Raw genomic sequence first — 22757 nt, forward strand, 5'->3', positions numbered from 1 at the left:
ATCCTGCCCACGACCTTCCCGGGCAAGCCGCGCCCTTCGCGCTTTCGACCAATCAAACGTCCGCTCCGAACATCTTGGCGACCTGGTTAACGTCCTTGTCCCCTCGTCCGCTCAAGCTCATGACCAAGATCTGGTCCTTCTCCATCTGCGGAGCGCGCTTCAAGACGTAGGCGAGAGCGTGGCTCGACTCCAAAGCGGGAATGATCCCCTCGGTACGGCTCAAGGTCTTGAACGCCTCCAGTACCTCCTCGTCGGTCGCGTAAGCGTACTCGATCCGGCCCGTGTCGCGATAGTACGCGTGCTCCGGCCCGATCGCCGCATAGTCCAAGCCCGCCGAAATCGAATGCGTCAACTCGATCTGGCCATCCGGGTTCTGCAAAATGTAAGTCTTCGAACCCTGCAGCACGCCCAGGCGCCCGCCCTCGAATCGAGCCGCATGCTCGCCGAGCTTGATGCCATGGCCGCCCGCTTCCACGCCGACCATGCGGATTCCCTCCTCGTCGAGAAAATCGTAGAACAAACCGATCGCGTTGCTGCCGCCACCCACGCAGGCTACCAGCTCGTCAGGCAAACGCCCTTCCTTCTCCAGGATCTCCTTGCGGGTCTCTTCGCCGATCACCTTGTGGAAGTCCCTCACCATCATCGGATACGGATGGGCGCCCAAGGCTGAGCCCAAGATGTAGTGCGTATCGCGAACATTGGTCACCCAGTCGCGCATCGCTTCGTTCACCGCGTCCTTGAGCGTCTTCTGACCGCTCTCCACGCCGCGAACCTCCGCCCCGCAAAGCTCCATGCGGAAGACGTTCAGCTTCTGGCGCTCCATATCGACAGCGCCCATGTAGACCACGCACTCCAAGCCGAAGTGAGCGCAAACCGTTGCCGTCGCCACCCCGTGCTGACCCGCGCCGGTTTCCGCGATCACCCGCTTCTTGCCCATGCGCTTGGCAAGCAAGGCTTGGCCGATCGCGTTGTTGATCTTGTGGGCACCCGTGTGCAGCAAGTCCTCGCGCTTGAGATAGATCTTCGCCCCGCCCAATTCCCGCGTCAGGTTCTCCGCCAGGTAAAGCCCGGTCGGGCGCCCGGCGAACTCCTTCAAGTAGAAAGCAAGCTCCTTCTGGAACTCAGGATCCTTCTTGGCCACCTCGTATTCCTTGGTGAGATCCTCCAGGGCAGTCACCAAAGTCTCCGGCACGTAGCTGCCGCCAAACTGGCCAAAACGCCCTTTCGCATCGGGCAAAGCTGACTTGTCGTTAGAAGTGTTGGGGCTTGCGCTCATAGGTGCATCGAATGAGCAGCCCCTCGTCTAAGCAACCTGAAAAATCGAACGAAATTCCACCCCCGCAGCCCCCTGCCCCAGCCTCCCCAGCGATCCGATTCACCCGGTAAACACGTAGTGAAATCCGCAATACAGAAAAAATTCGTCAATCGCTCGGAATAAAATCCGCAAGGCCCTCCTCTCTTAGTCGGCGCCGGGCAATGAAGCCCTTCTCAAGATCGATCTGAAACAACTCGTCTCAGAATCAACACATGTACTCACAATCAAGCACCCTCACTCGGGCCGCGCTCCGCGGCATCGCTGTCGCCGCCTGCCTCGCCGCAGCCAGCGCCCACGCCGTAAGCCTCAAAATCAAAGTCGAAAACCTAAGCGAAGCGGACGGCCTCTGGTTCACTCCCGTCTTCCTCGGCTTCCACGACGGAGGCTTCGATCTCTTCGACGAAGGCTCGCCCGCCTCTCCCGGACTCGAAGCCCTCGCCGAAGGAGGCGACCCCGGCGGACTCGCCTCGGAAATCGCCCCCTACGGCCATCACGAAGTTCTCTTCGGATCCGACGGTCCTCCAGGCGTGCTTTTCGCACCGGGCTCCATGGCCTACACCCTGCTCGACCTCGCTCCGGGCAGCAGCCTCTACTTCAACTACGCCTCCATGTTCATCCCCTCGAACGACGCCTTTTTCGGCAACGACATCGCCCACATGCTCTTCGACGCCGCCGGAAACTACACCGGCGACTTCTCGGTGGACATCTACGGACGCGACGTCTGGGACGCGGGCACCGAAGCCAACGACACCTTCGGCGCCCCCTTCTCCCTCATCGGAGGCACCAGCACCGACACCTCCCTCAACGTGGAAACCCACGGCGGCCTCGTTAACTTCGAAGGCTCCGAACTACCCGCCGGCCTCGGCACCCTCAATAGCACCTTCGGCAGCGCCACTCCACTCGCCCGCATCTCCGTGCAGCAAGTTCCGGACTCCACCCAATACATCGGCTTCATGGGAGCCCTCGCCGTCATCGGCTTCCGCTACATGAGCAAGAAACGCATGGGCAAAGAAAAAGCCTAACACCCGTTTACAGCTAAAAACTTACCCGAGGCGGCCTCTTCCCAGAGGCCGCCTTTTTCGCGTTTCCGAGAAGCGAATTGCCAGTTCGCCCTTCACTTTTCTCCCTTCTCCCCTCTCTCTTCACTCCCATGGATTCCGTCACCCAAGGCGTACTCGGCACCGTCGCCGCCCTCGCGATCGCAAAACCCGGCCACCTCCGCATCGCCGCCCTCGCAGGCTGCGCCGGCGGAATGCTTGCAGACCTCGACATCCTGATCCGTTCCTCACAAGACCCGCTCCTCAACGTCGAGTACCACCGGCACTTCACCCACTCCCTCGCCTTTATCCCGCTCGGCGGACTGATCACCGCCCTGCTATTCCTACCCTTTTGCCGCAAGTGGATAACGCCCGCTCGCCTCTACCTATATTCAACAAGCGGATACGCCACCGCCGGCCTGCTCGACGCCTGCACCAGCTACGGGACCCAGCTGCTTTGGCCGTTCTCCGACGCCCGAATCTCTTGGAGCATCATCTCGATCGTCGATCCGCTCTTCACCCTGCCCCTCCTCCTACTCGCCCTATTGGCTGTATTCAAAAAACGAACACTCTTCGCCCAAGCAGCCACCGGCTTCGCCATCGCCTACCTTAGCTTTGGCCTCCTGCAAAACCAACGCGCCAGCTCCCTGCAACAAACGCTTATCAGCGAACGCGGACACCACGCCGTTACCCGCCTCACCGTCAAACCCTCCATCGCCAACCTCGTGCTCTGGCGCAGCGTCTACCTCTACCAAGGAAGCTACTACGTGGACGCCGTCCGCGTCGGCTTCTTCACTCCCCGCAAAACCTATCCCGGCGCCCAGCTTCCTGCCTACGACCTCGAAGCCGCCCTGCAGTCGATTCCCGCAGACGATCCCCTCGCCGACGACCTCCGCCGCTTCGACCACTTCTCCGACGGCTACCTCGCCGCTCTCCCCCAAGAACCCGACTTCATCACAGACCTCCGCTACTCGGCCATCCCGAACGCCATCGATCCGCTCTGGGGGCTCAATCTCGCCCAAATAAACGACGCCGGACACGCCGCCTTCGAAACGAGGCGAGCCATCAGCGAATCCGACCGAGAGAACCTGCTGCGAATGCTCAAAGGCGAGTAGCCTCGAAAGAGCCCTCAGCCTTTTAACAAATCCAAGAGCGGCGCCACGCCACCACTTGCGCCCGAACGGTAAAGGAAGACCTCACGCAAGCGGGCTTCCGATCCCTCCAGCGGCACCGCAGCGATCCGTCCCTCCGCCCGACGCAAGGCCGACCGCGGCAGCAAGGCAACGCCACAGCCGGCCACCACCATGCTCAAAATCGCGTCGGAACCATTCGTCTCCAAGCAGGAGTCCACCCGTCCTCCCTCCTTCTCGAACAAGTCGTCCAAGAAATCTCGATACGAAGGAGCCAGCCCCGCCGCCAGCACCACCAGAGTTTCCCCAAGCAGGTCCCGCACCTTGATACGTTTTCGCTCCGCCAAGCGATGCTCGCGCGGCAGACAGGCCAGCACCGGCTCCACCTTCCATTGAAAACTCGACACCCCGTTCGGCAATTCCTTCGGCTTCACTCCCAAAAACGCCCCGTCGAGCTCGCCCGACTCCACCTGCCTCAACAGGTCGGACGGAGCCAAATCGAACAAACTCAACTGCGTATCCGGATGACGACTACGGTATCCCTGGAATACCTCAAGCAACTCCTCGCCCATCAAGGCGCCGACGAACCCGATGCGCAACACCGACTCTTCGCCCGCCGCCGCCCTTCGAGCTCCCTCCACCGCCCGCGCCAAAATCGCCGGCAGCTGATACACTTCCCGCAAAAAAACCTCTCCCGCAACACTGAGCGCTATCCGACGCCCCTGCCTCAAAAAGAGCCTCGTCCCCACCAAGCTCTCCAGCTCCCGCACCGTCCGGCTCAACTGCGGCTGCGCCACCCCCAGACGCTTCGCCGCCTGCGAAAAATGGAAATCGCGACAAACCTCCAAAAACGTCTGCACCTGCTTGTGAGTGGGAATCTCCATATCGTTTTTGTTATCAAAAACATCCAATACTGATATTTTCGTTATTTAAAGAACTTTGCTAAGATGGGGAATGAAAACCCCGTCTCAGTCCACGCCACGCCTTGCCCAGCGCATCCAGAAGCTCACCGGCTCCGTCGCTCGCGACATCCTTTCCCGCACCCAGGACAAGGAGATCATCTCCTTCGCCGGCGGACTGCCCGACGCCTCCCTCTGGCAAAACCTCAAACTGCCGGATGTCCCTCCCGCCGCCTACCAGTACGGCCCCTCCGAAGGCGAGCGATCCCTGCGATCGATCCTCGCCGCCCGCAGCCAATCCCTCGGGCTCGACGCCACCGCGGACTCCACCTTGATCACCTCCGGCTCCCAGCAAGGCCTCGACCTCGCCGCCAAGCTCATTCTGGAGCCGGGCACGCCCATCATCCTGGAAGCCCCCTCCTACCTCGCAGCCATCCAAGTCTTCAAGCTCTTCCAAGCCGAGCTGCACAGCCTCGAGCTCGACAGCGAAGGCATCTGCCCGCAGGCCCTCGACCGCTTGCTCGCAGAGACACAGGCTCCTGTCATCTACCTCAATCCAACCTTCCAAAACCCGTCCGGCGCCTGCTACAGCCTCGAGCGTCGCAAGCAAATCGCAGCCGTGCTCGACCAGCACGACACCATTCTCCTCGAAGACGACCCGTATCGAGATATCGCCTACGACACTCCACCCGCGCCCCCCATCGCCAGCTTCCTCAAGCGCTGCCCTTGGATCTACCTCGCCAGCGTTTCCAAAACCCTTATCCCCGGGCTTCGACTCGGCAGCCTCACCTGCTCGCCCGAGCTCTTCCCGCACCTGCTCAAGCTCAAGCAGGCCGCCGACCTGCACAGCAATCGCCCGGCCCAGTTCGTCGCCGCCCAAATGCTTCAGGATCCGCAAGCCAACGCCGAGCGCCTGGCCGGACTCTGCCAGCACTACCGCGAAAAGCGCGACCTCATGCAGCGTTACCTCAGCCAGCACTTCTCCGACCTCGCCACCTGGGAGATCCCCTCCGGAGGCATGTTCTTCTGGCTCACCTTCAAGCTCTCCATCGACCTCTCCGCCGCCCTCGCCCAAACCCTCGAACGCGGCGTCGCCTTCATGCCCGGCACCCCCTTCTTCTCCGAAGCCGAGCAAGCAGGTTGCAGCATGCGGGTCAACTTCTCCCTCGTTTCGCCCGAGCGCATGGAAGCCGGCATCCGAATCCTCGCCGAGGTCGTCCGCGACTTGCATCAGCCTGCCGCCTGCGCAAAGTCGAGCGCATGAAGCCAGCCAAGCCGCAAAACCCCGTCGACCTCTACTTCATGGACGCCCGATCCAAGCTGATCGACATCGCCGCTTTCATGGACCGCGTCGAACGCGAAGGAGCCACCGACGACTTCCGCTACCAAGCCTTCCTCGAAGCCCTCAAAGAGCTCGGCCAAGCCGACCGGGCCCGTTCCGTCCTGCTCTCCCTCTCCGACCCTACCAAAGAACTCATCCCAGCCGCCACCACCAAGGCCGCCTGCGGAGCATGGCCCGGTAAAGGCTAGGGCGACCTCCACATCCCTTCGCTTTCCGGTTTGCCAAGACCAGCGAGTCGCGCAGCAATCGACAACATGCGCTACATCGAACCCCATGCACACATGGTAAGCCGCACCACGGACGACTACGTCGCCATGGTCACCGCAGGCTGCAAGGCCGTTTGCGAGCCCGCCTTCTGGGCCGGCTTCGACCGCAGCTCCTCCAAAGGGTTCTACGACTACTTCCGCCAGCTCACCGAGTACGAGCCGGCCCGGGCCGCCAAGTTCCACCTTCCCCACTTCTCCTGGCTTTGCATCAACCCCAAGGAATCCGAAGACCTCGTCCTCGCCAACGAAGTCATCGACCTCATCCCCGAATTCCTAGACAAGCCCAACGTGCTCGGCATCGGCGAAATCGGCCTCAACAAGAACAGCCGCAACGAGATGACCATCCTCGAGCGACACGTCGACCTCGCCGCCCAACACCAGCAGCTCATCCTCGTCCACACCCCCCACCTCGAAGATAAGCTCAAAGGCACCCAGCTCATCGTCGACCTCATCAAGTCCGACTCCCGCATCGACCCCAGCCGCGTACTCATCGACCACGTCGAAGAGCACACCGTCAAGTACGTCATGGACGCCGGCATGTGGGGCGGCATCACCCTCTACCCCGAGTCCAAAGCCACCTCCCCCCGAGCCATCGACATGATCGAGGCCTACGGCGCCGACCGACTCTGGATGAACTCCGCTTGCGACTGGGGAGTTTCCGTACCCCTCGCCGTCCCCTACGCCGCCATGGAAATGCGCCGCCGCGGCTACGACGACGAAACCATCGACCAAGTCTTCTACAAGACCCCCCTCGCTTTCCTCAGCCAGTCCCAGAACTTTAAGCTCAACTAAAAGAGCAGGCCATTTGCCTTTCTCGCCGACTTCCCCGAGTGTACGTGGAAGTACGCGACACTCAAATGGCTTTACCTCCTCTTCCTCCAGGAAAGCATCCCCGCTCGCCCGCCTTTCTCAAAGACGCCCCCATCCAAAGCCCCCTTTTGGACTCCCTCTGGCTGCACGCGCCGCTGGGCATCCTCGTCATCGTACCCGGCTCCGACGACAAGCACCCCATCCTCATCGGCGACTGCAATCCGAAGGCATGCCAGATCCACGGCTACGCCCGCGACGAACTGGTCGGCCAATCCCTAGACATCCTTCACGCCGTTCCTTGGACCTCCACCGTCGGCCTCCAATGGTTCGTTCCCCCCAAGAACACGGAAGCCATCCACGGAATGTCCCTCCACCGCCGCAAGGACCAGAGCACCGTCATGATCGAATACACCCTCGTATTCGCCGAAATCAACGGAGTCGCCTGCGCCATCGGCTTCGATCGGATCGCCGACAAGCTCAGCGAGGACCAAAGCACCTTGCACCGCATCGCCAACCGCTGGGTGCACGCCATGGAATCCAGCGAGGAAGGCGTCTGGGAAATCGAAATCGCAAGGAAGCGAATCTGGACCTCCCCCCATTGGCAAAGCCTCCTCGGACTCCCCCCTCACGAGGAAACCCGAAGCCTCGCCAGCCTCTACCGAGACCTCCACCCCCACGACTTACCGCGCCTGGAAGAAGCCCTTCGAAACGTCACCGAAGACCTCTCCCGCTCCTTCCATACGGAAATTCGCATCCGCCACGCCGAAGGCAATTGGCTCTGGGTTTCCCTCCGGGGAAAGGTCGCCTACGCCGCCGACCGGAGGCCCCAAAGGATACTCGGCAGCATGACCGACATCACCGAACGGAAACGCTCCGAAGCGGAGCTGGAACGAGCCCGCCAAAAAGCGGAGGACGCCAACAAAGCCAAAAGCCAGTTCCTCGCCGCCATGAGCCACGAGATCCGCACCCCAATGAACGGCGTGCTCGGGATGGCCTCCCTCCTCGACGATACCAAGCTGGACCCCGACCAAAAAAGCTACCTCAAGACCATAATCGACAGCGGCGACTCCCTCCTCGCCATCATCGACGAAATCCTCAGCTACTCCAAGCTGGAGGCAGGCGGCATCGAACTGGAAGCCCATCCCTTCGACATCGAACGCTGCCTCTACCAAGCCCTCGAAGTCGTTCGCCCCCTCGCCGCCAGCAAAAACCTCGAGCTCCACTTTTCCGTGGCTCCGGAAGTCCCCCGCCAAGTACTGGGGGACAAGACCCGACTTCGCCAAATCGCCGTCAACATCCTCGGCAACGCCGTCAAGTTCACCGCCGCCGGCCAAATCGAGCTGCACCTCGCCGCCCAGCCCGAGTCCCCCGGCGAGACCGACGGACCCCGCTACCGCTTCAGCTTCTCCGTCAAAGACACCGGCATCGGCATCAAGCCAGAGACTATCGACAAGCTCTTCCGCCCCTTCTCCCAAGCGGACGCATCCACCACCCGCCAGTTCGGAGGAACCGGACTCGGGCTCGCCATCTGCCAACGCCTCGCCAAGCTCATGGACGGAGAAATCCGGGTCGAAAGCGACTTCGGCAGCGGCAGCACCTTCACCTGCGTCGCCTCCCTGCCCGCCCTTAGCCCCCCTACCCAAACGAACTTCCCGGAATTCGCCGCCCGCGAAGCGCTCGTCATCGGCGCCCCCAGTCGCAGCAAGGAAATCCTCAACCAAGCCCTCGCTTCCCTAGGACTGCGCGTCACCGCCGTCGCCACCCCCGAACGCGCCCTCAAGTCATTGCAAGGCGACACCCGCTTCGACTGCGCCTTCGTCGACCTCGACGCCGACTGGCAACGCGCCAACTCCTTCGCCCGCCAGATCAAACGAGTCCGGCTCCCCTACCCGCTCCCCTTATTCCGAATCGACACCCTCGAAAACCAGCTCGACAAAGCAGCCCCCAGCGAATTCCAAATCCGCATCCTCAAGCCGATCGCGCCCTTCCAGCTAGCCGAGGCGCTCGCCAAAATCCTTACCGATCCCAGCGAACGAGCCCAGACCGAAAGCCAGCCTCGCGGCAAAACCGCCAGCGCCGTCTACGCGGAACGGGTCCTCATCGTCGAAGACAACCCCGTCAACCAAACCGTCGCCGCAAACCTGCTCAAGAAATGCGGCTACCAAACGGACCTCGCCGAAAACGGATACACCGCCCTCGACCTCTGCCAGCAGACCCCCTACGACATCGTTTTCATGGACATCCAGATGCCCGGCCTCAACGGCATCGAAACCTTCGCCAAGCTGCAAAGCCTCCTTCCCCCGGAGTTCCCGCGACCCTGGGTCATCGCCCTCACCGCCGGGGCCATGGAAGGCGACAAGGAAAACTGCCTCGAAGCCGGGATGGACGACTACCTCTCCAAACCCATTCGCCCGGAACAGCTCACCTTCGCCCTCCAAAAGGCCCGCGAGTACCTGAGCAAGCGAGACTAGATCTCCGGCGCCTCCCGCCCCGAGCCAAACAAGGCCCCACACTCCGCGCCGCCTCGGCCCGCATATCCTTGCCTCCGGCCTTCCGTCCCCTACACCTTCGGTAAACACAAGCCGAACAGGATCCTCCATGCGCCTCAAACACCACGCACACCTCGCCTACTGCACCAACGTCCACCCTGGCAAAGACTGGGAGCAAACCTTCCGCTCCCTCCAAGAGGACGTGCTCTCCGTACGCCGAAACCTGTGCCCAAACGACGAATACGCCATCGGACTCCGCCTCTCCGCCTCCGCAGCCCAGGAGCTCTCACGCCCCGCCACCCTAGCCAACTTCAAAGGGTGGCTCGAAAAGGAAAATTGCTACGTCTTCACCATCAACGGCTTCCCATACGGCGACTTTCATGGCCAACCCGTCAAGGAACGCGCCTACTCTCCCGATTGGACCACCCCGGAGCGCCTAGCCTATACCCAGCAGCTCTTCGACATCCTCGTCCAGCTCGTCCCCCAAGGCGTTGCCGGCTCCGTCTCCACCGTCCCCGGCTCCTTCAAACCCTTCATCCAATCCGACGAGCAGATCCAGGCCATCAACCAAAACCTGTATCGACTTTTTGAACACATCGAGAAACTCTCGGAAAAGAACGACGTCGACCTCCACCTCGGCCTGGAGCCCGAACCACTCTGCCTCTTCGAAACCACCCCCGAAACCCTCCGCTTCTTCGACCGACTCCTCGACGGCCAAGCCCAGGCCGACCGTATCCGCCAACGCATCGGCGTCAACTACGACACCTGCCACCTCGCTCTCCAATACGAAAGCGCCCCCGAATCCCTCGCATGCTACCAAGCCAACGGCATCCGACTTTCCAAGATCCACCTCTCCTCCGCCCTTAAGGTCCGCGACTTCTCCCCCGCCACCCTCGACCAACTGCAGACCTACTGCGAACCCACCTACCTCCACCAAGTCATTGCCGCCCCCCGTCCCCAAAAAACAGCCCCCCAAACCCAACGAAAATACCTCGATCTCCCCGAGGCCCTCGCCGCCCGACGAAACGGCCAGGACACCGCCGACGAATGGCGTATCCACTTCCACATTCCTCTGCACGCCCAACCGGCCTCTCCCTTGCTCTCCACCGCCGACCACCTTCTCGACACTCTCGACTACGTCGCAGCCAATCCCGCTCTCTGCCAGCACTTCGAGATGGAAACCTACACCTGGGCCGTCATGCCCCAGCAACTACACACGCCCACCGTCGTCGAGCAAATCACCGCCGAATACCGCTGGCTTCTCCCCCAACTAGAAACCCGTTCCCTCCTCCCTTCTTCCTAACCACGATCCTAAAGCAAGACCCACCCAGGACTCGCCACTTCCCTATGCGCACTCACCTCACCCTCGCCCGAGCCTCCAACCTGCCCACCGTCTGGTCCAATATCCTCTGCGCCTGGATCATCGTCGGCGGCTACAACAACCTCCAGCTCGCCAGCTACCTCCTCGGAGCCAGCCTCCTCTACATCGGCGGCATGTACCTCAACGACTACTGCGACCGCGAGATCGACGCCCAACAACGCCCCGAGCGCCCCATCCCCTCCGGCCAAATTTCCGCCCCCGCCGTGCGAAACATCGCCGCCGCCCTGCTTGCCCTCGGCTTCGCCGCCATCGCCTGGACCGGCCTGCTCAACGACCCCGGCCTCACTCGCTGGCTCCCCGCCGCCTTCGCCGCCGGCGTCGTCGCCAGCGTCGTCCTCTACGACAGCAACCACAAAGGCAATCCCATCGCCCCCATCTTCATGGCCGCATGCCGGGCCCTGCTCTACCTCGCCGTCGCCTCCGCCTTCGCCAACGGCATCGATACCAACAACCTCATCGCCACCGGCACCATCTTCGTCTTCGTCCTCGGCATCACCTTCCTCGCCCGTACCGAAGCCACCACCAACGAGATCGACTACCCCGCCCTCGCCATGATCGCCGCCCCCGTACTCGGAGCCTTCTACTACAGCCGACACGGATTCACCGCCGAACAGACAGCCGCCCTCGCCCTTTTCCTGGTCTGGATCGCCCGCTCCTTCCTGCGAGCCCGCGTCGGGGGAAAGCTCATCATCGGCAAAACCATCGGCCCCCTCCTCGCCTCCATCCCCCTGCTCGACCTCCTCATCCTTGCCACCCTCGGCCTCGCCACCCAACCCCACCTCGTCCTCTTCGCCGTCCTCTTCGCCCTCACCACCGCCGCCCAACGCTTCATCCCCGCCAGCTGACAAGTATTCGAAATCTAATGCCGCGCTCGTTCGTGCCCACTCCTGTCCCTCGTGGGCAAAATCAAAAGATGAACCTTCCAAACATCGAACACTCCATCGCCATCCCCTACCAACTGCGCGTCCTCTTCACCGAGAACGCCTTCGCCACCGAAAATCCCCTCCTGCTCAATCTGCTCTGCTCCAAGGAATCCGGGTCCCGCCGCAAAGCCATCCTCTACCTCGACGAAGGCGTAGCCGCCGCCAACCCCCAACTCGTTCCCCAAATCGAGGCCTACTTCCAGCACCACCGCGAAGAGCTCAACCTGCGCGGCATCCACCTCCTCCCCGCCGGCGAACCCATCAAGAACAACACCGACTACCTCAAGGAAATCTACGCCCAGATCGAAGACCAAAAGATCTGCCGCCACTCCTACCTCATCGCCATCGGCGGAGGCGCCCTGCTCGACACCGTCGGCTTCGCCGCCGCCACCGCCCACCGCGGCATTCGCCATATCCGCTTTCCCACTACCACCCTCGGCCAAGGCGACGCCGGAGTCGGCGTCAAAAACGGCTTCAACTTCCGCGGCAAGAAAAACTTCGTCGGCACCTTCGCGCCCCCCTTCGCCGTCGTAAACGACTTCGCATTCCTCGACACCCTGCCCGAAAAGCACCTGCGCAACGGCTACATCGAAGCCATCAAAGTCGCCCTCATCCGAGACGCCACCTTCTTCGACTGGATCGAGTCCCACGCTGACGCCCTCAACGCCTTCCAGCCCGACGCCGTGCGCCAGCTCGTGCACCGCTCCGCCAAGCACCACGTCACCCACATCGCCACCTCCGGCGACCCCTTCGAGATGGGCTCCGTGCGACCCCTCGACTTCGGACACTGGGCCGCCCACAAGCTCGAGCAACTCTCCGACTTCCGCATCTCCCACGGAGAAGCCGTCGCCATCGGCATCGCCATCGACACTCTCTACTCGCAAAAGATGGGCTACCTCGACCAAACGTCCGTCAACCGTATCCTAAACCTCATTACAAAGCTCCAACTCCCCACCTACGCCCCCGAACTCGAGCAAAAGACCGCGGACGGCAAAAACGCCACGCTCGCCGGCCTCGAAGAATTCCGCGAACACCTCGGCGGCCTGCTCACCATCACCCTGCTCAAAGAAATCGGCCAACGCTTCGAAGTCCACGAAATGGATACCGAAAAGATCCTCCAATCCATCCAAAGCCTCCCACGATAGCCCCCGTAGGGCACGGGCTTTACGCCCGTCCCGCAGAGTCAACCACCCACCTCCCCGCACCCCCAAAGCAAGCCGCTATCAAATCTAAAACGATCCGTTTTCATACCCGTCCATCCGTGGTTTAAAAATAAATGCAACGTCTCGCAGTCATCAACGTCGTCGGCCTCACCCAAGGCCTCATCGGTCCCCACACACCCCGTATCCAAAAGTACGCGACCACCCACAACTCCGCCTGCGTCAAACCCGCCTTCCCGGCCGTCACCTGCACCGCCCAGTCCGACTACCTCACCGGAGCGACGGCCTCCGAGCACGGCATCGTCGCCAACGGCTGGTACAACCGCGACTACTCCGAGATCCATTTCTGGAAACAATCCAACCACCTCGTAAAGAGCCCTAAGCTCTGGGAAAAGCTCCGCGACGCCAACCCCGACTTCACCACCGCCAAACTCTTCTGGTGGTACAACATGTATTCGTCGGCCGACTACACGATCACCCCGCGCCCCATGTACCCCGCCGACGGACGCAAAGTCTTCGACGTCTACACCCAACCCATGGGCATGCGCGAAGAAATCAAGGCCGACCTCGGCGAATTCCCCTTCTTCACCTTCTGGGGCCCAAAAGCCAGCATTCCCTCCTCCCAGTGGATCGCCAAGTCCGCCATTTGGACTGAAGAAAAACACAGCCCCAACCTCAGCCTCGTCTACCTCCCCCACCTAGACTACAACCTTCAGCGCCTAGGCCCCCAGCACCCCCACATCGCCCGCGACCTGCAAGAAATCGACACCGTAGTCGGCGAGCTCCTCGACTTCTACGAAAGCCGACAAGTCCAGGTCGTATTGCTTTCCGAATACGGCATCACTCAAGTCGACACCCCCATCCACATCAACCGCGCCCTGCGCGAAAAAGGTTGGATCACCATCAAAGACGAGCTCGGCCTCGAGCAGCTCGACTGCGGCGCCAGCAAAGCCTTCGCCGTCGCCGACCACCAAGTCGCTCACGTCTACCTCAACGACCCTTCCCTCGAAACCCAGGTCCGCGAGACCATCGCAGCCCTCCCCGGCGTCGACCAAGTTCTCGACCGTGCCGCCCAACAAGCAGCCGGCATCGCCCATCCCCGCAGCGGCGACCTCGTAGCCGTCTCGCGCGAAGACGCCTGGTTCACCTACTACTACTGGCTCGACGACTCCCTCGCGCCCGACTTCGCCCGCTGCGTCGACATCCACCGCAAAGCTGGCTACGACCCCGTGGAACTCTTCATCGACCCCCAGATCAAATTTCCACCGGCCAAAATCGCCAAATTCCTCCTCAAGAAAAAGCTCGGCTTCCGGGCCCTGCTCGACGTCATCCCCCTCGACGCCACCCTCGTCAAAGGCTCCCACGGAGCCTGCCCCAAAAACAAATCCGACTGGCCCGTATTCATAACCCCACGACAAACGCCACCCGAACTCACCTCCACCGCAGTCCACCACCAACTGCTCGCCCATTTCTAAAGCGGAAAGCGCCCTCGGTTGAAGCCGCGAAGTCGTTCGCTAAAGAGCGGGAGCCAGCGCCACCCGCAGGCCAAGGGAGTGGAACCGGTCGTCAGGGCGGGCGCTATTGCGCTTGGCCGACCGACAAAAGTCCGCCCCTGCCCCCCAGCTGCCGCCGCGAAACACTCGAGTAGTGCCCGAAGCGGGACCTGACGGATTCTCCTCCGCTCCCGGCGGATAGTTGCCATACCAGTCATGGCACCATTCGCTGAGGTTGCCGTGCATATCAAACAGCCCCCAGGCATTGGCTTTCCGAACGCCTACCTCTCGGGATCTGTGCCCGCTGTTCTCGACGTACCAGGCCATCGCCTCCAGTTCGTCGCCGCCAAAGGGACCTTCCGATCCCGCGCGAGAGGCGTACTCCCATTCCGCCTCCGTCGGCAGCCGGTATTCGTAGCCCTCCACTTGACGGCCTTCTCGCCGGGCCTGCTCGTTCAGCCGACGGCAAAACTCCTGAGCCTCGCTCCAGCTTACCGTATCGACCGGAAGTCGGCCTCCCCCGGACCTAAAGAGCGAAGGATTGCCTCCCATCACTGCCTGCCACTCGTCTTGCGTCACTTCATGCAGGCCGATCCAAAAGCCCTTCTCCAACGTCACGCGGCGCGAGGACTCATCGTCGCGGCGGCCTTTTTCGTCAGGCGGACTTCCCATCATGAAGGAACCAGGCTGTATCCAAACTTGCGGGATTCCAACGCCAGGCACTTGGCGCTCCCAAACGCGACCGGGAGGGCCCTCCATGCCAACGAGCTGCGCCGAAAGGTCCGCCTTTTTCCCAGCCACGGCCACGCCCGAAACGGTGACGCTCTGGTTAAAACGCCGTCGCAACTCGAACTGGACAGGGCCAGGCGCCAAGCCCTCTAGCAAAAGCGGAGTCTCGCCCAGCTTCCGGCTGCCCTCCCAAACCTCGGCTCCCTCAGGATTGCTGGTTAGGTAAACGGAGGCTTCGCTCAGATCGAAAGTCCGCTCCACTGTGCCATTCGCCCGCAGCTCGAAATCCCAAGTCTGCGTGGGCCACCCTTCCCGGCTCACCGTCGCTCGGTAGCGCCCTGCCGGCAAACCGTCGGCTTCCAAGACGTTCTCGGCATCCAACTCGACTGGAGGAGCTTCCGCTTCGAGCTCAAGGCTTCGCAAAGATATCTTCGCCACAGCTGGGTTTTGGCCAGAGCCCGTTTCAGCCACCAACCGAGCCGTTCCCTGCGGCGTCTCCACTGTCACCGGCTCAGGCGCGACCGCTCGACTTCGATCGGTCTCTTCCCCGACGGCGGCCAGCGATTCGCGCTCAGGGAGCTGTTGCAGCTGTTCCAAACGCTCCGCCTCAAGCCGTTCCGCCTCCCGACTTTCCGCTGCGAGCCTCTCGGCCGCCAGCCGTTCGGCTTCGATACGCTCGGCTTCCAATCGCTCCGCCTCCCATCTCGCTGCTTCCCGCCGTTGCTCCGCCAAGCGTTCGGCTTCCCTTCGCTCGAGCGCTTCCTGCTCGATGCGGAGCATCTGCGCCGCGGCCGCTTCCTGGGCGAGCCGCTCTTGCTCCGCCTGTTCCTGAACCTCCGCTGCCGCGGCCGCAGCCAGGGCTTGGCGGTGGTCCCGCACCGGCAACCATGCAAAGAAGTAATAGACCACGCCGAAGACGACGAACAGCAAAACGAACGCCAGTCGCAGCAGCATGCGCGAGGTGGGTGGCCCGCCATCTTCGGCGTCTTCGAAAGATAGCCTCCGAGCTCCATCCGCGAGGCCCTCGGACTCTCGATCCGTATCCGCGTCGGCGTCTCCCCGCCGAGACGCCGATTCCTCGTCCTCAACAGCGGCCGTCTCTTGGCGAAAGCCTGCGCTTTCCCGCTCCGGCGGCTCAGGAACCGGTACCTGAGCCGCTGGGACCAAGCATGGATGGCTACCATCCAAATAGGCTAGGAATTCCTCGCCGCCACTCGGGCGGTCGTCCGCATCCTTAGCCAAGCAGGCCGCCACCGCCGCTTCCCAGCCCGATGGAATCGAGTCGCCCGCTTGACCCACCTGCAGGCGACGCTCCTTCATCGTAGGCGGAACCTCGCTTCGAATTTGCTCCTCAAGATCGCCCTCGTGGAAGGGCGGGAGACCGGTGATCAGCTCGTACAGCGTGGCGCCGAGGGCGTAAAAGTCGTCCGAGAAGCGAGCCGGCTCTCCTGCCAAGAGCTGTGGGCTGGAATAGGCAAGCGAGCCTGCCAAGCTTGCTTGCACCGCCTCCGGGCCGCTCCTCTGCGATAGCTCTGCGGCCAAGCCCCAACGCGTTATGACGCGGTCCCCTTTCTTGCCCTGCAGGAGAGCTCCCGGTTTCAGGTCGCCGTGGGGCGGCCCGCCTTGGGCTCGAGCATAGTCCAAGGCCGAGCAAACCTCCTTGACCCACCCCTCCAGATCCGCGGTCTCAAGGACGCGCAGGGGTCGGGTCATGCGTTCTCTCCCTAAGGTGAAGCCTTCGCGGTACTCGGAGATCAAGGCGTAGAGGCAGCCCTCCCAGCGAAAATCGAGATCGCGGTTGATGCTGCTATGGTCCAGGCCCCAATTGACGCGAGCCTGTCGCGTTAGCTCGCTCACTGCGTCCTCGTCCAAGCCCAGCGACGTCGGAAGGAACCGGAGCGTGACCCAACTTCGCGATTCCTTGTCCTTGGCGAGCCACTCCGCATCGCCTTCGCCGCGGGAGAGCAGTCGCTCCAGCCGATAGCGTCCGCCGAAAACGGTCCGCCCCGGACTGGCGCTGTGGTAGGTAGAATCAGGAGCTAGCGGGAGGCTTTGCATAATGGGTTATCCAAGAGAGTCCCCGATTTCGCAGAATCCATGCCGGATCGACTACAAACTGAGATCGACGTAGATCCTCCAAATCGCCCAGCGATGTCCGCGATTAGACAGAAAATAGATCCCTTTCTGGTCCGGAGCAAAGAGGGCGTGGGTGTCAACGGAGCCGTTGGTAGTCAGCTGCCGCTTGGAGCCTGCGTCGAAATTCATGATCCAAATGTCCTCGTTGGGGCGTCCAGTGGAGTCGAGCCCCTCCCAGGAGCTGTAGGCGATGTATTGGCCGTCCGGCGACCAGGTTGGAAGCGAGTACGGCTGGATCGGCTTGAACCCGGAGGCCTTGAGCTCGTCAAAAGCAACCCGCTCCTGCTCGTTCAGCGAAGCGTAGTACTGGGTTTCGATTTCCCGCGCGTTGAGGGTAAGCTGGGTGGAGCTGCTGCCATCCGCGGCCGTTACCCAAAGGTTTCCGTCGGTGCCGATAAACGCGATGTTCTCACCATCCGGCGAAATGGAAGGCTGCGACCCCCGAATCACCTGCGTCGGGTAGCCGTCCTCTCCCCCCACCGTCCAGACATAGGGTTCGCGCAGCCGCGGCTCTCCCTCAACCCTGTCCAGTCGGCGCACCTCCATGGCGATCACGCCGTTATTTGCCACCGTCGGTCGCATGACGAGCGATTCACGATTGCTGACGAATATGTCCGTAAATCCGCTACGCCCAGTGGAACGGATTCTCAATATATCGGAGAGCCCCGTCTGGCGTCTGTTGGAACTGAAAACCAGGTGCTGGCCATCGGCGGTGTAGGCGGGAAACTTGTCGAGAAACGAATCCGAAGTTAAGTGCTGCAGCCCGCGGGAACCGATTCGCAGGCTCATCAAATTGGACCCGACCAGCTCCGAAACCTCGCGCAGCTCCGACTTGCGGCGGGAGACGGGCACTTCAACCGACCGTGTCTCGTAGACGCTTTGCGAAAAAACCATGCGCTCGCCGTCTGGAGCAATGTCGATCCCCGACACCCCGAGCTCCGAGCCGAAATCGTAAATGAGGGCGGGGGCCGACCCGCCCACTTCCTCGATGTCGTTGAAAGACCGGCGCGCAACTGGAGCCGTCGCCCAACGCCCTTGCGGATCGAGCTGCTCCAGCAGGTCCTCGAGCAGCACATAGGCCTTCCGGTCCAGTTCGATGACGAATTCGCGCTCGCCCGAGGGCGCCGGCGCCCCCTCGTACACGCTGGGGTCGATGCGGGCGACGGTGGGCAGATGGGTTTCCGCCGCTTCGCCGATCGGAGTGGCCTTAACCTCGTAAAAACGGTCACTTTCGAAGTCGATAGGCAGTTTGACGCCTGTAGAGCGCGGCTTGCCCAACCGGACGGAGTCGCCCGAGGCATTGGTGGCCGTAAGCTCCGCCTCCTCCGGCGCAGTCCTAAGGTTCAAACTCGATCGGGTGCCGCACGCCGTCAAGGCGAGCAGCAGTAGCGACGCCGTGCACTGCCTAGCTTTCGGAATGTAACGTTTCATAAGTTGGCCCAAGTTCGGTTAGATTCTCGTTGTAGGTAAGCCATGCCCGAAAAAAGATCCCTCGAATTGATTCACCCCCGAGGGGACGATCTCGCTACTTTTAATTTCCGCAGAGAATGAAGAAGCCGCTCCCTTCCTAAATTCCGACGCCCACCCCACCGCCCCAACTCGTAACAAACAATATCCTCGCCCTCCTTGGCGAAGCCTCCTGTCCTTCGGGGGCAACATGAACACACACCGCAGCACTTCGCCTTTTCACCCGATCCGTGCCGTCGCCATCGACCTCGACGGTACCTTGCTGGCTCCCGACCACTCCATCAGCATGGAAAACCGGGCCGCTATCGCTGCCATGCACGAAGCAGGCGTGGAGATCATCCTCGCCTCCGGACGCCACTACCAAAGCATGTTGCCCTTCGCTCGCAGCCTTCCCCAAGTCCGCTACATGGTCTCCGCCCAGGGCGCCTACGCCTCCGACGTGGACAACACCCAGACCTTCTTCGAATCGCACATGCCCACCGACGCGGCCGAAGCCACCATCGCATTCGGACTGGAAAACAAACTCTCCATCGTCGCCTACGCCGCCACCGGACTCTACTCCCTCACCCCGCCCTCCCCTTGGCTCGACTACTACACCAAGCTGGCAGGCATCACCCCCACCCCGACCACTCCGGAAGCCATCTTGAAGGAATCGATCTTCAAGATCGTCTACTTCGAAGCCAGCGAGCGACTCGACGCGGTCCAGCAACTCCCCTTCCTGCGAGACAGCCAGCTCTACACCGTGCGCTCCATGGAAAACATCTTCGAGCAAGCCGACCCCAAGACCTCAAAAGCGTCCGCTCTCAAGCCCCTCATCGCCCACCTCGGCATCGCCCCTTCCGAACTCGCGACCTTCGGCGACGGGAACAACGACATCCCAATGTTCGAGTTCTCCGGCTTCTCCGCCGCCATGGACCGAGCCTGGATCTCACCCAAGGAAGCCGCGACCCTCGTCACCCCCGACGGCCCTCCCGAAACTTCCTTCGCCCGCGCCGTGCAAGCCATGCAGGACTACTACAAGCAATAGCAGGGCCTGCTGCCCATTCCGGCGGCGAAACCGAACGCCAACCACGGCGCGGCCACTTCTCTCCGCGCAAGATTTCTCAAGGACCTATTGAAAAGCCGGAGCATATCCGGCAATCATCTGTCGGATCCTCCCACTACGCCCTGTGAATCCCCGTCTTCGCAAACTAAGCCGCATCCTGCTCCGAGCGCTCCTCGTCCTAACGGTCTTGCTGCTGATCGGCGCCGTCGCGCTCTGGGGATTCCGCACCCGGATCGCCACCCACCTCGCCAAGAACTTCCTGCAAGACCAAGGCGTTTCAGATCCCGAGCTCACCATCACCCAACTGCAGCCGGACTCCCTCACGATCGAGTCCCTCAAGCTCGCGTTCCAAGGCCACGAACTCTCCGGCGACCGCATCGAACTTTCCTTCGACCTGCGCGACCTCCTCTCCGAATACCGGATAGACGAAGCCATCCTGAGCGGCCTCTCCCTCTCGCTAACACTCCCCGATTCAAGCGAACCTTCTCCTTCTACCAACGCCCCCCTCCCCCCGCTCAGCGAACTCACCCGCCAGCTGGACCTCACCCCTTTCTTTCCCCTTCCCTTCAATCGTATCCAAATTGTCGATTCATCCCTGACGCTCTCCAACCTCCCGGAACCGAGCGCCTTCGCCCTAACCGCGACCGCAACCGCACCGCGCCCCGATGCCCTCCAGCTCGAAGCTCGGCTCGCTCGCCAGAGCGACACCCTCCAGCTCAGCGCCCACCTCTCCAGTCCTCACGACAGCGAGTTCGAAGCAACCCTCCATCTAGAGTATCCCCAATCCTTGCTCGACTCCTACTATCCAGCGTGGAGCCAGTCCCTACCGGAGCTAAACCGTCTCGCCGCCGGCCCCCTAGACCTAACTGCCAAAATCGCGCCGCCGCTCGACAAATCCCCCCGCCTCGAGCTCTCCCTCGAAATCCACGACCTAGATATTGGATACGAAGAAGTCTCCGCCCAGCTCCATCAGCTCAGCGCGAAAACAACGCTCACCGACTTCGCCAAAATCCCCCTTCAACTCACCCTAAGCCCGGCTGCCATTACCCGCGAAACGCTTTCGCTCGACTCCCGCGACCCGATCCAACTCGTCGCCACCATCACCGACTTCAGCGTATTGGATATTCAAACACAGAAGCCCATCTCGTGGAACTACGACTCCGACTACATCCAAGCCGCCAGCTCCCTGCAACTACGCTACGAACTCGAAAATCCAGCCACCCCCCTGAACGCCAAAGCCGACCAACATCGTTTCACCGCCAACGCATTCGACCTCGCGCCCTTCACCCTCACCCTTTCGGGCGACACCCAGCAGCTCTCCTTCCAAGCCACCCCCCTAGAGCTCGCAGAAACCAGCCCTGCCACCTTGCGCAACGGAACAGGAACCATCCAGATTTCGGATACGCCCAGCGACCCGATCCGCATCCACCTCACCGGCGAGCTCCACCCTGCCTCCCTTTCCCTCGCCGGAACCGAAGCCAGCCTCCCCACCTCAAGCCTCACCCTCGACACCCAAGTCTACGACACCCGTAGCGAAATCCAGCTCAACCTCTCCGCGTCTCCGGAGGGCCCTCTCGCCAGCTTTCCTCCAATCGCCACCTTGCAAGGCAGCTACCAACTTATCCTGTCTCTGACCCAACCCGACGACTCCGATACCCTTTCCGGAAACATAAACTTCGACGCATCCAATATCTCGATACAATCCGATTCGCTCAACGGAAATGGCATCGCCATCCAGTCGCAGATCGAATTCCAAGACCTCGACACCGCGCCTCTCGACGCCGACTTCAAACTCGACGAGGCTTCGCTCACTCCCCTTCTCGCCAACACAACCTTCAATCTCGACTGGCAAGCCAACCAACTTGCAACCCCCGAACTCAAAGCTCAATGGAGCGGCGGCAGCGTCTCCCTCAAGCCCCAAGCGAGCGAGTGGCTTCTCTCGTCGGCCTTCGGAGCCGGCATCCTCTCCTACGACAAGCTTCGCATCGAACAACTCTACCTCGAAAACGAGCTCCACGGCCCGTTGGAAAACCTCGAGGGAAGCTCCTCGCTCTCCGCCATGATTGACGGCACCCCCGTCCAAGCCTCCAGCCAACAGACTTTAGAAAACCCTCTTTCCAACCTGTCCTTAAACGGCGAATACAGCCTCTCCCCCCTTAGCTTCCAGCATTCCGACCTGCCCGGACGCCTGGTTCCGGAGCTGTCAGGCATCACCGTATCCGCCGACCTGCAGGCCAAAGGCGCCTTCCACGCCACGGCTGACTCCAGCGACGCAACCCTCTCCCTCACCCTTCGTGACGGATCCCTGGCCTATCCCGCCTCCCAGCTAAATGCTCGCGGCATCGAGCTCGACCTCGAGCTGGCCTCCCTCGCCCAGCTGGACAGCGGCGAGCTCAGCTCCACCCTCCGCATCGCCGATATCGAAGCGGGCGACCTGAAATCCATGCAGGCCCAAAGCCGATTCAAGCTCCAAGCCGGGGAACTGCTCGCCGTCGACTTCGCCACCCTATCGCTCTTCGGTGGACAAGCCCACCTCCGCTCCGCCCAAATCCCCATCGACGGCACCGACTTCCAAAGCGCCCTCGACCTCGACCAGTTCGACCTCGGCCAAATCACCAGCTACATCGACTTCTTCGACGGACGCATGCAAGGCAAGGTGAGTGGACAACTGCCCTTCCGCCTCAAGGACGGCAGCTTCGAACTGCTGCGCGGGGAGCTGCGACTGCCCGACGGCGCTCCCGCCTCCCTCCGCTACAATACTCGCGGCCTGCTCACCCAAGATTCCGCCGACACCCCTACCCAAAAGCCAAGCTTCTCCGATCGCCTCCTCAAGTTCCTCAAGATCGATCCCGAAAAGGCGGCCGAACAAGCCCTCGGAAACATCACCATCACGAAATTCTACGCCGACCTCTTCCCCGAGAACGAACCCGACACCCCTATAAAAATCCAGATCGGCGGCACCGCCCACACCGACCTCGGCGACGTTCCCGTCGTGATCGCCACCGAACTCCACGGATCGCTCACCGAACTCTACAACTTTGTCATCCGCCTCAATTCTCTTTGAATTTTGGAGCGTGCGCCACCGTCTATTCTCCTACAAGCTACCCACCATCCGAAACAAGCCTCCCACGCCGC

The 22757-nt window shown here is 61.8% G+C and carries 16 protein-coding genes; 12 read left to right on the forward strand and 4 right to left on the reverse strand.

The features are described 5' to 3' along the window. Nucleotides 1–52: 52 nt before the first annotated feature. Complete coding sequence (gene trpB / locus QEH57_RS04960) at nucleotides 53–1276, reverse strand: tryptophan synthase subunit beta (protein WP_309005576.1); 1224 nt, start codon at nucleotides 1274–1276, stop codon at nucleotides 53–55. A 251-nt stretch (nucleotides 1277–1527) separates the two neighbouring features. Between trpB and QEH57_RS04965 the strand changes: the two genes are divergently transcribed. Together QEH57_RS04965 and QEH57_RS04970 are read left to right on the forward strand one after the other, a co-directional pair. Then, a complete protein-coding gene (locus QEH57_RS04965) occupies nucleotides 1528–2337 on the forward strand; it encodes a spondin domain-containing protein (protein ID WP_309005577.1) in 810 nt (269 codons plus the stop codon). Nucleotides 2338–2465: 128 nt separating this feature from the next. After that, the gene (locus QEH57_RS04970) at nucleotides 2466–3467 is read left to right on the forward strand and encodes a metal-dependent hydrolase (protein WP_309005578.1); all 1002 of its coding nucleotides are present in this window, start codon (nucleotides 2466–2468) and stop codon (nucleotides 3465–3467) included. A gap of 14 nt (nucleotides 3468–3481) precedes the next feature. On the opposite strand, the gene QEH57_RS04975 is transcribed toward QEH57_RS04970, so the two are convergent. Beyond that, the gene (locus QEH57_RS04975) at nucleotides 3482–4366 is read right to left on the reverse strand and encodes a LysR substrate-binding domain-containing protein (protein WP_309005579.1); all 885 of its coding nucleotides are present in this window, start codon (nucleotides 4364–4366) and stop codon (nucleotides 3482–3484) included. Between the two features lie 70 nt (nucleotides 4367–4436). Here QEH57_RS04975 and QEH57_RS04980 point away from each other — a divergent pair, with 70 nt between their 5' ends. From QEH57_RS04980 to QEH57_RS05015, 8 genes are all read left to right on the forward strand, one after another. Beyond that, the gene (locus tag QEH57_RS04980; RefSeq protein WP_309005580.1) at nucleotides 4437–5645 is read left to right on the forward strand and encodes a PLP-dependent aminotransferase family protein; all 1209 of its coding nucleotides are present in this window, start codon (nucleotides 4437–4439) and stop codon (nucleotides 5643–5645) included. Beyond that, entirely contained in the window at nucleotides 5642–5911 is a 270-nt protein-coding gene (locus QEH57_RS04985; RefSeq protein ID WP_309005581.1) for a hypothetical protein, read from the forward strand. Before QEH57_RS04980 ends, QEH57_RS04985 begins: the two co-directional genes overlap by 4 nt. A gap of 93 nt (nucleotides 5912–6004) precedes the next feature. Next, a complete protein-coding gene (locus tag QEH57_RS04990; protein ID WP_309005582.1) occupies nucleotides 6005–6781 on the forward strand; it encodes a TatD family hydrolase in 777 nt (258 codons plus the stop codon). Nucleotides 6782–6846: 65 nt separating this feature from the next. Beyond that, entirely contained in the window at nucleotides 6847–9270 is a 2424-nt protein-coding gene (locus tag QEH57_RS04995) for a response regulator (RefSeq protein ID WP_309005583.1), read from the forward strand. 127 nt (nucleotides 9271–9397) lie between these two features. Continuing rightward, entirely contained in the window at nucleotides 9398–10591 is a 1194-nt protein-coding gene (eboE, locus tag QEH57_RS05000; RefSeq protein WP_309005584.1) for a metabolite traffic protein EboE, read from the forward strand. A gap of 44 nt (nucleotides 10592–10635) precedes the next feature. Further along, a complete protein-coding gene (locus tag QEH57_RS05005; RefSeq protein WP_309005585.1) occupies nucleotides 10636–11514 on the forward strand; it encodes a UbiA family prenyltransferase in 879 nt (292 codons plus the stop codon). 68 nt (nucleotides 11515–11582) lie between these two features. Beyond that, nucleotides 11583–12737, forward strand: coding sequence for a 3-dehydroquinate synthase (locus tag QEH57_RS05010; RefSeq protein WP_309005586.1), 1155 nt, complete (start codon nucleotides 11583–11585; stop codon nucleotides 12735–12737). Nucleotides 12738–12868: 131 nt separating this feature from the next. Next, nucleotides 12869–14227 (forward strand): alkaline phosphatase family protein, encoded by a 1359-nt coding sequence (locus QEH57_RS05015; protein ID WP_309005587.1) that lies wholly within the window; start codon nucleotides 12869–12871, stop codon nucleotides 14225–14227. A gap of 39 nt (nucleotides 14228–14266) precedes the next feature. On the opposite strand, the gene QEH57_RS05020 is transcribed toward QEH57_RS05015, so the two are convergent. Next, nucleotides 14267–17032 carry an SUMF1/EgtB/PvdO family nonheme iron enzyme gene (locus tag QEH57_RS05020; protein ID WP_309005588.1) on the reverse strand — a complete coding sequence of 922 codons (2766 nt, stop codon included), beginning with the start codon at nucleotides 17030–17032 and terminating at the stop codon, nucleotides 14267–14269. A gap of 51 nt (nucleotides 17033–17083) precedes the next feature. Further along, a complete protein-coding gene (locus tag QEH57_RS05025; RefSeq protein WP_309005589.1) occupies nucleotides 17084–18541 on the reverse strand; it encodes a hypothetical protein in 1458 nt (485 codons plus the stop codon). A gap of 226 nt (nucleotides 18542–18767) precedes the next feature. Between QEH57_RS05025 and QEH57_RS05030 the strand changes: the two genes are divergently transcribed. Then, nucleotides 18768–19604 (forward strand): HAD family hydrolase, encoded by an 837-nt coding sequence (locus tag QEH57_RS05030; RefSeq protein ID WP_309005590.1) that lies wholly within the window; start codon nucleotides 18768–18770, stop codon nucleotides 19602–19604. 142 nt (nucleotides 19605–19746) lie between these two features. Next, entirely contained in the window at nucleotides 19747–22686 is a 2940-nt protein-coding gene (locus QEH57_RS05035) for a YdbH domain-containing protein (RefSeq protein WP_309005591.1), read from the forward strand. Nucleotides 22687–22757: the final 71 nt, after the last annotated feature.

It is taken from the genome of Pelagicoccus sp. SDUM812005, from assembly GCF_031127875.1.
Lineage (GTDB): Bacteria > Verrucomicrobiota > Verrucomicrobiia > Opitutales > Opitutaceae > Pelagicoccus.

What these genes read in the sequence shown, in the direction of transcription:
- QEH57_RS05010 (WP_309005586.1), top strand. Translation starts at nt 11,583, where the DNA reads ATGAACCTTCCAAACATCGAACACTCCATCGCCATCCCCTACCAACTG.
- QEH57_RS04995 (WP_309005583.1), top strand. Translation starts at nt 6,847, where the DNA reads ATGGCTTTACCTCCTCTTCCTCCAGGAAAGCATCCCCGCTCGCCCGCC.
- QEH57_RS04970 (WP_309005578.1), top strand. Translation starts at nt 2,466, where the DNA reads ATGGATTCCGTCACCCAAGGCGTACTCGGCACCGTCGCCGCCCTCGCG.
- QEH57_RS04980 (WP_309005580.1), top strand. Translation starts at nt 4,437, where the DNA reads ATGAAAACCCCGTCTCAGTCCACGCCACGCCTTGCCCAGCGCATCCAG.
- QEH57_RS04965 (WP_309005577.1), top strand. Translation starts at nt 1,528, where the DNA reads ATGTACTCACAATCAAGCACCCTCACTCGGGCCGCGCTCCGCGGCATC.
- eboE (WP_309005584.1), top strand. Translation starts at nt 9,398, where the DNA reads ATGCGCCTCAAACACCACGCACACCTCGCCTACTGCACCAACGTCCAC.
- trpB (WP_309005576.1), bottom strand. Translation starts at nt 1,276, where the DNA reads ATGAGCGCAAGCCCCAACACTTCTAACGACAAGTCAGCTTTGCCCGAT.
- QEH57_RS04975 (WP_309005579.1), bottom strand. Translation starts at nt 4,366, where the DNA reads ATGGAGATTCCCACTCACAAGCAGGTGCAGACGTTTTTGGAGGTTTGT.
- QEH57_RS04990 (WP_309005582.1), top strand. Translation starts at nt 6,005, where the DNA reads ATGGTAAGCCGCACCACGGACGACTACGTCGCCATGGTCACCGCAGGC.
- QEH57_RS05020 (WP_309005588.1), bottom strand. Translation starts at nt 17,032, where the DNA reads ATGCAAAGCCTCCCGCTAGCTCCTGATTCTACCTACCACAGCGCCAGT.
- QEH57_RS05015 (WP_309005587.1), top strand. Translation starts at nt 12,869, where the DNA reads ATGCAACGTCTCGCAGTCATCAACGTCGTCGGCCTCACCCAAGGCCTC.
- QEH57_RS05025 (WP_309005589.1), bottom strand. Translation starts at nt 18,541, where the DNA reads ATGAAACGTTACATTCCGAAAGCTAGGCAGTGCACGGCGTCGCTACTG.
- QEH57_RS05030 (WP_309005590.1), top strand. Translation starts at nt 18,768, where the DNA reads ATGAACACACACCGCAGCACTTCGCCTTTTCACCCGATCCGTGCCGTC.
- QEH57_RS04985 (WP_309005581.1), top strand. Translation starts at nt 5,642, where the DNA reads ATGAAGCCAGCCAAGCCGCAAAACCCCGTCGACCTCTACTTCATGGAC.
- QEH57_RS05005 (WP_309005585.1), top strand. Translation starts at nt 10,636, where the DNA reads ATGCGCACTCACCTCACCCTCGCCCGAGCCTCCAACCTGCCCACCGTC.